At 39.2% G+C, this 7,313-nt stretch carries 9 protein-coding genes and 1 pseudogene; 5 read left to right on the top strand and 5 right to left on the bottom strand.

Features of this window, described 5'->3' with window-relative positions:
* A partial coding sequence (locus tag B1K52_RS00405; RefSeq protein ID WP_077303979.1) for a hypothetical protein occupies positions 1–704 on the bottom strand: 704 nt, incomplete at its 3' end.
* Between the two features lie 807 nt (positions 705–1,511).
* On the opposite strand from B1K52_RS00405, the gene B1K52_RS00410 reads away from it, so the two are divergent.
* From B1K52_RS00410 to B1K52_RS00425, 4 genes are all read left to right on the top strand, one after another.
* Entirely contained in the window at positions 1,512–2,114 is a 603-nt protein-coding gene (locus B1K52_RS00410) for a MerR family transcriptional regulator (protein WP_077303982.1), read from the top strand.
* Positions 2,115–2,280: 166 nt separating this feature from the next.
* Positions 2,281–2,556, top strand: a complete 276-nt coding sequence (locus tag B1K52_RS00415) for a helix-turn-helix domain-containing protein (RefSeq protein ID WP_077303986.1) — start codon at positions 2,281–2,283, stop codon at positions 2,554–2,556.
* Positions 2,553–2,912: a hypothetical protein gene (locus B1K52_RS00420; protein WP_077303989.1), complete on the top strand. Its 360-nt coding sequence runs from the start codon at positions 2,553–2,555 to the stop codon at positions 2,910–2,912. Before B1K52_RS00415 ends, B1K52_RS00420 begins: the two co-directional genes overlap by 4 nt.
* Positions 2,913–2,926: 14 nt before the next feature.
* Positions 2,927–3,514 (top strand): helix-turn-helix domain-containing protein, encoded by a 588-nt coding sequence (locus tag B1K52_RS00425; protein WP_077303992.1) that lies wholly within the window; start codon positions 2,927–2,929, stop codon positions 3,512–3,514.
* A 627-nt stretch (positions 3,515–4,141) separates the two neighbouring features.
* Here B1K52_RS00425 and B1K52_RS17770 read toward each other — a convergent pair.
* On the bottom strand, positions 4,142–4,282 hold the full coding sequence (locus tag B1K52_RS17770) for a hypothetical protein (RefSeq protein WP_179106409.1): 141 nt from the start codon (positions 4,280–4,282) through the stop codon (positions 4,142–4,144).
* 324 nt (positions 4,283–4,606) lie between these two features.
* Here B1K52_RS17770 and B1K52_RS00430 point away from each other — a divergent pair, with 324 nt between their 5' ends.
* Positions 4,607–5,212 (top strand): recombinase family protein, encoded by a 606-nt coding sequence (locus B1K52_RS00430; RefSeq protein WP_077303995.1) that lies wholly within the window; start codon positions 4,607–4,609, stop codon positions 5,210–5,212.
* Between the two features lie 211 nt (positions 5,213–5,423).
* Here the strand turns inward: B1K52_RS00430 and B1K52_RS00435 are convergent, their stop codons facing one another.
* The 3 genes and pseudogenes from B1K52_RS00435 to B1K52_RS17775 all read right to left on the bottom strand — a co-directional run.
* Positions 5,424–6,083 (bottom strand): hypothetical protein, encoded by a 660-nt coding sequence (locus tag B1K52_RS00435; protein WP_077303998.1) that lies wholly within the window; start codon positions 6,081–6,083, stop codon positions 5,424–5,426.
* Positions 6,084–6,098: 15 nt separating this feature from the next.
* Positions 6,099–6,557, bottom strand: coding sequence for a hypothetical protein (locus tag B1K52_RS00440; protein ID WP_077304002.1), 459 nt, complete (start codon positions 6,555–6,557; stop codon positions 6,099–6,101).
* A 532-nt stretch (positions 6,558–7,089) separates the two neighbouring features.
* Positions 7,090–7,313 (bottom strand): annotated as a pseudogene (locus B1K52_RS17775) (hypothetical protein); the annotation flags it as partial.

Consider the following 7,313-nt stretch of genomic DNA (forward strand, 5'->3'; position numbering starts at 1 on the left):
AGCTTACTAATCATCTGTTTAAATGAGTGAATCGCTGTATGTAAGATTTCCTGATCGTCCAGAATCGTACCTCTAATGCGGTAGGTGTCAATACGAACCATCTTCCAGTATTCTTCTATCGTTTTAGCGTCATTGTAGAAGCAAGCAACTAATTCCTTGAACTCTTTAGGAACATAATCACCTGTAAATGAACTGTCAGACGTGCTTATACGTTTTTTATATGTTTTATTATTGTTAGCTTTAAATAGATTGATAGTTTCTCTTTGCAGATTTTGCTGTTCGTCCTTACTGTCACAAGACTTTTCGGCATTTTCGCAATACGTCAATTTTCTCTGATTCGATACATCAATTGCATTAAAAACATAAACATTATGCCCCTTGCCACCTTTACTTTTGACGGTGTTTTGGACAGTTAAAATACCAAACTCTTTCGCTTTCCTTAGCATACGTTCAAAACTGGAACGGCTTATACCGATTCCACCAGCTTTTTCATTGATTGCTTTTAATAGTGTGCCGATCTTTGCGTTAGCTACACCTACGTACTTAGCTGAATACCGTACCAGCCGTTTAAATGCAATCAGTTCTGCTTTGGTGAAATCCTTCTTGTGATCAGCGAGAAACTTCTCTATATTTTTATTGAACTTATCTACTGATTGGAACTGACTGTACTCCTTGAAATCCTCGATTCTACCTGCTGTTAACATTATCTGTATCTCCTTTTGAGGACACAGAAAAAGACATTATCCCCCGATTGTAAATAAATGGGAAACAATGTCTTTAGATTTAAGTCTTGAAACAAACTGTAATATGCCCTAGAATAATGGGTATAAATAAAGTAAGTTACAAGAACTCACGACAAGTTGTTTTCCCTTACTGATCCTAAGGGTTAACGGTTATAGGGTGCTACCAACACGCCTGTAACAGTCTGGGTTCTTTTTCTTTATCCGAACTATTTGATTAGGTACAAGTGTAACGCTGTCAGACTAATCTAGCAAGCCTATTTTTTAGATAGATTCCAAGATAGCTTGAATGTTCTGATATATCGTAATCTGCCTGACAGTAAGGCGTTACGCCATTTTATTAACTGATTATTATTAAATGAATACTCATTACGTACCAAACGGTTGTGACTGACTGATCACTTCCGTTTGTGATTAGACAGCCCCTGATCTTGTGATTAACAAGGTAGCAGCTAGTCACGACTGATTGAATGGAATAGATTTGAAGCTTCATAGCCTGTCAGAAACGCCATACAGCGAATCTGAGGGGCTTTTGTTATGTTCTAATACCTAAAGTAGTGAAATTATTTAAAACACCTCTACAACCCTCCTATGCGTCCCTGTGGTTACTCTTATCTGTGAAAGTTAAGTAGAAAGGTGACGTATTAGAGAGAATCGTTCATAATAGAGTTAAATAAACGGACGGACGATGGACGAACGGTACAAAACGGCTAAAACGTCGGATAAAAGACGGTCGATCGGTGGACGGACGACGAAAGGACGGGGAAAACGGTGAACTTGTTACGCAAGAAGGATTTGCATGATCAGGTAGGCGTGGCTAAAAGCACAGTAGCAGATTGGGTCGAGGACTTTGCTGTCTACATTCCAAAAGTGAAGCAAGGAAATGTCACTTACTATAAGCCTGAAACAATCGACGTTCTGAAATTCATCAAGCAATGTCGAGATCAAAACTATCATAAAGCACAGATAATGCAGCTGCTATCCGAAAAGGGCTTTCCAGTGACCGTTGATGAAGCTATAGAGGACGTTAAGCAAGCTATCGAAGCCGATAATCCACGTGACAACCTTATGAATATGATGATGATGACGGGACAAGCTGTCGCTAAACTAGCCGATCAAGACGAACGGTTGAACGGACACGACGAATCGTTGCGGTCGCTAGAAGAACGGCAGAGAAGGCAAGAGGAATTAGCGAGAGAAATACTACGGGAAACAAGAGAAGTGGCAAAAGACGTTGAGGACGTAAATTCATTAAGACAGCAGGTTAATGAACTCCAAGAAGCAATGGCTGCTACACAAGAAGCTTTGGACAGGGCAGAACAAACATTGCAGCGTAAAGCGACAATTTGGGGTCGAATATTCGGGAGAAAGTGACAAAATTAAGGAAAGGCGACTTACTGAACCTGTAACAGACGGGGTCGCCACAATCTATAGAGTAAGGGAATCACAAGATTCCTACGGCAAAGGATAAGACATTACGTCTTGTCCTTTTTTATTTTGACTACACTTCCATTTTATTGGACTGAAAAGGAGAGATCAGGTGGAAAGATTGCCATATAACCAGCTAGAAAGCACTGACTATCGCTACATTCGTCAGGTACGGCTATTAAGAAACAAGACGTTGAAACAATTCGGAGAAGCTATGGAAATAAACGATAGCACCATTTCAAAACTAGAAAATGGACTGATTGCTTTTACACCTCATTACCAAGAAAAGTTCAAATCGGCTTGTAAGCGATTAAGAGTCTCAGGAGAAGAAATAGCAAACATACGTAAGTTACTAGAAATCAAAACGAAAAGGGGAATTTACAAATGAGTGAGTTTAATCAGGAATTAGTACGTGCTTTGGCAAATGGCGATCAGGAGGCACACGAACAGATCAAATCGTTACCTGCGGCTGTAAGAATGGGCTTAGGGCTGGCTGTAGATAAGCTAAGACAAGACGAGAATATTATTCCTATGTCAAGTGGACTAAGTGTATATGACAAACCAAAATCATCTTACATTGACGACGACGCTGTTCGAGAGGCAATGCAGCGACGTATGGACATTGAACGTGAGAATCGTGAACGTCAGGAAGCAGCTAAAGAAGCATTTATCGAGGAACAGACACGACTAGCCGTTGAAAGATCACACGCAGGATTAACTCGTAACGACAGGTTACCACGATAAGGGACGGTGACTGTATGAGTTTCGATATGAACTTAATTAAGCAACTGGCAAAAGGGGAAAAGCTGGACGTTCTGCAGCAGCTGTCCCCTAGTCAGGCTTTAGAATTAGGCTTGCTGGTGAAGGATTATAAACAAAATTCGGAAGTAGCTGCACCACCTGTACCTCCAAGACCTGACCTGTATCTAGGTAAGTACGAGGTAGAAAACCGACAGTACCAAGCTTTATTGGATAAGCGTTATCCAGCTGGCAGGATTAAGCCTGTAGAACGATTTATCACGATGGAGGCGAATATTCTACACCATTGCGATAAGTGCAGCCAGGAATTCTACGGCAAACCTAAGTGGCTGCTTACACGAGAAAACCAGCGGCATATCTGCACCCTGCCTTATGGTGATCAGCTAGGAAACCGAACCCTGCATATCAGCGGTCGGGGCAACAGTGAGAAATCAAAGATTAAGAGAAAACTTAGTCCAAAAGGTGTGCAACGAATTATTGATTTGTACAAGTCAGGCAAATACGAGAATCCAAACCAAGTAGCGAGACAGATGAATATATCTCAAGCAACCGCACGATACCATCTGAAAAAGGCAGGGCTGATTTAAGCCTTGCCTCATTTTTTTATGTGCTGATCAACCGTCGTCCCAAAAAGTCTCACAAAAATTGACGCAGAATTTTTTTTGACGGTTCGAGGTTTCTAATATCGTAAAATCCTTACGAACCCCCTTTCTGTGACGCTGTTTCCCCTACCTAGTGTTGTCTAGTCGAAAGTTATTAAGCGAGAATCGTCCGTAGCAACACGAATTGTGCTAGAAAAGGTTTGAAAAAGTGGTGTGTAAATAGTAGAGACCAGACAGCGTGGTAGACTATGCCGCCTCCCCGTCCCATACCCCTTGTGCCTTCCCGTTCTTCACCAGCCCTGATCAACATTAAATCAATCTATGTATCGGTAGATTGCCTTTCTGATTCGCTGCTGTCGTTCTGTTTGTCATTCCTCACTTTGCTTACCTTGCTTGTGTCGCTTTCCTATCGCTTGACTGTGCTTCCATACGTGCGTCCTGTGCCTTACTACATTGTCCTTCTGCTTTCTATCCTTACGTTGTATCGTACCTTCTGTGTGCTGGCTGTGTGGGTGCTGACAGTGTCCATATCCAGACCTTACTTATGACAGTCACTTTTGGTAGGGCGTAACCCTTGTTCTTAACGCAGCTACTGACCACTTGCAATAGTGTTCACTTCTGCAGATTCCTATTCTTTCTGATCAGGAAATAAATCCTGAGTCCATGAAAAATCATAACCCCAAAAGCAGTAAGCGTTGTACCGATAATAAACTTAAGAACTTCTAAAACAATCATCAATTCGAGTAAATCCATAAATATTTTCCTCCTAATCGTTGGTGTAAGTTAATTGAGAAGAAAATCGGAATACCCTTTTATTTTTTTCTCGTAGATAATATAGCGGTTTGAAGCCTCCCAGCTGGACTTTTGATAAACTTTCGTTCGACAGGATTCATTAAACATATAGACCTATACATACCGTCGATAAAGGTACACCTGTATAGACGGTCAGAAACCCTACCGAAACAACGTCTATTTAATTATAAAATAAACCTTTATAAACGTCTATAAAGTAATTGACCTTATTGGACTGTAAGTGTATACTAAGGTCAACAACAAATAGAAACGGTGGTAATGATTATGGGAATCAGTTTCGGCTATATTCGTGTATCAACTAAAGAACAGAACCTAGACAGGCAGTATGAAGCTATAAAGGATTATGTAACAGATGAGAAGTACATATACAGCGATAAGGCTAGTGGGAAGGATATGGAACGTGAGGGATTCCAGCACCTGCTTAAAGCAATGAGAACTGGTGATACGCTTTACATAAAGTCCATTGATAGACTAGGACGTAATAAGGCACAAATTAAAGAATACCTAGCACAGTTTCAAAAAGAAGGTATTCGAGTGAAAATCATTGACCTTCCTACCACTATGCAAGACGTTCCAGCAGGACAGGAATGGGCTATAGAAATGATTAACAGTATTATCATAGAGGTTTATACTGCAATGGCTGATCAGGAAAGAGTAAATATTAAACAGCGTCAGGAAGAAGGTATTGCAGCAGCTAAAGCACGAGGTAAACACTTAGGTCGTCCAGTAATGGAATTACCTGCGGAATGGGGTAAACTGTACAAAGAATGGAAGGCTGGCAGCATTACAGCAGTAGCATTTATGGACAAGATCGGAATGAAGAAGGCGACGTTTTATAAGAAAGTTAAAGAATACGAGGCTACCTTTTAATTAGGCAGCCTCTTTCTTTATGTTCAATATTATTTCATTAAGCAAAATTAAGTGATTGTGCATTGGTTTATGTTCCTGTGTAACAACGGTGTTTCACAGAAACATTTCAACGCTAATCCTATGCGGATTGTGCAAGAAAAAGTTTCAGCTGCTGGTCTGTACAAAGGGCAAGCAAGCGTCTTAATGCACAGTTTTGCACAGGGTAGAAGCTTCAATTTTTACCGTCATCATTGTTTCTGTTCAGATAAATCCAAGCCATAGTATTCATTTCTGTATCGTTGATTGACTTGTATCCAAAAAGCTTTTTCGTACTAACAGAACTTTTGAAAATAATCTGGTTTCCTTCTACTGATTGTTCACTCTTATACAATATTTTCTCACCTGATTGAGTTTGGTACTTTATAGCTGTACTTTCTACATAAAACCGTCTATTCAGGTTTTCCTTTCTGTGTAAGTAAATGTATATTTCTTCATTCACTTCAAGAATTGGTAGAGATATATCTAAACTCCAAGTATCCTTTTTATCTACGCTTTTCATTATCACGTTTATTGAAGCACTACTTATAATACTTTTCCCAATAGGTCGTATCTTTAAATACTGAAAGTCACGATCGACAACATACTCACCAGTTTCAATTTCGTTATAAATATCAATAAATTCATTTGGCATTATAAGCCTTGTTCCGTCCTTTATGGACGACATATTTTTAAGATTGTATTGTGCTGAAATTTCGTCTACATCAAGATAAGTACGGTATTCTAACTTTCTATCAGTGTTCGTTCCTAATCTTCCCAGCATAAACGCTACGATTGTAGATACAAAGGGGATGGTCGACTTCAATAAAGAATCTATAAACTCTAACTTCGTCACAATAATCCTTCTTTCTTAAAGCATTGCCTGACACGCTGTGTAGACTGTCTGTGCCATAGTAAACAGCGAACTAGCACCGTTAACACCGTCCGAAACAGCTGCAATCTTCTTCATAACGGCTGTAAACTTGCTTTCAGCTTCTTCCTTATTAGAACTTTTCATTATTTCCAGTATCTCTACAAAGAGGGCGAATATTTCTTCTTGCTTCTCGTTATTTTTTTGAAGTAGCAACGTCATATCTGTAAGCAATGCGGTGTTCTTTTCAATACCTTGTAATGCACTTACCACAGCTTCCCGATATTCTGTTTCTACTCTTTCTTTTTCTTCTCGTTCCTGGGTTATCTCCTCATTAATCACATTCATATTTTTTTCAAGCTGTTCAAACATAGCTTTTCGATCTTGTTCAACTTGTTTCCTAAAATCAAAGGTATTTCTCTTCGGCAAGTTCCAATTCAAACCGTCATTTTCACGCATTTTAATCCTCCTTAAATGTATTGTTCACCTAGTAAAATCCCTTTTTTAAGGACTTTAAAACTGTGATGAACAGAATATATAGAAATCCCTACAGGTTCTTAGCAGCAATTTATTTAAAATTATTTTTAAATTGTGAAAGACCTCAACCCTACAGCCACAAGGGTTACAGCGTTTGTAATAAATAACCAGTAAAATTCCTCGCTAAACAACCTGTAATCGGGTGCTGCTGGCAGACTATTAAGTAAAGAACTTAAAGATAATAACTGTAATAACAATAACAAACATTCCTTACGGGTTCGGAACAAAGAACGTTCCTCACAATATCTACTAAAACAATAACTATCTTTCACAGCTGTAAAAAGATAAGTAATTTCAAAAGCGTACCGAGTTGAAAACGAGGTATAGGCGTAGCCTAGTTCTTTAATGACTAAATCTAGGCACAGCTTTTATAAAATACAAATCAGACTCCTTTACCTTAACGGTAGAGGAGATTTTTTTATGCCCAAATCTAAGATGTATGCAGCGTAATTCCTTACACAGTAGCAAATAGGTTCAGGAACTTATCTCTGTCATACTGCGTCGATAATGATTCCTGTGCTTTAGCAGCTTCATATTCCTCGTTTTCACTCCACTGCTTATCTATTTGCTTTTTAAATACGCCTGTAAAGTAAGCGATCGGCTTGCTATGTACCTTGCCTTTTTTCAGCTTACTAATCATCTGTTTAAATGAGTGAATCGCTGTATGTAAGATTTCCT

The sequence above is a fragment of the Terribacillus halophilus genome, from assembly GCF_900162685.1.
Taxonomy (GTDB): Bacteria; Bacillota; Bacilli; order Bacillales; family Amphibacillaceae; genus Terribacillus; species Terribacillus halophilus_A.

Bases quoted from the DNA above. Each gene is read 5' to 3' on its own strand.
- B1K52_RS00420 (WP_077303989.1), top strand. From the start codon at position 2,553: ATGAGTGAGTTTAATCAGGAATTAGTACGTGCTTTGGCAAATGGCGAT.
- B1K52_RS00425 (WP_077303992.1), top strand. From the start codon at position 2,927: ATGAGTTTCGATATGAACTTAATTAAGCAACTGGCAAAAGGGGAAAAG.
- B1K52_RS17770 (WP_179106409.1), bottom strand. From the start codon at position 4,282: ATGGATTTACTCGAATTGATGATTGTTTTAGAAGTTCTTAAGTTTATT.
- B1K52_RS00430 (WP_077303995.1), top strand. From the start codon at position 4,607: ATGGGAATCAGTTTCGGCTATATTCGTGTATCAACTAAAGAACAGAAC.
- B1K52_RS00440 (WP_077304002.1), bottom strand. From the start codon at position 6,557: ATGCGTGAAAATGACGGTTTGAATTGGAACTTGCCGAAGAGAAATACC.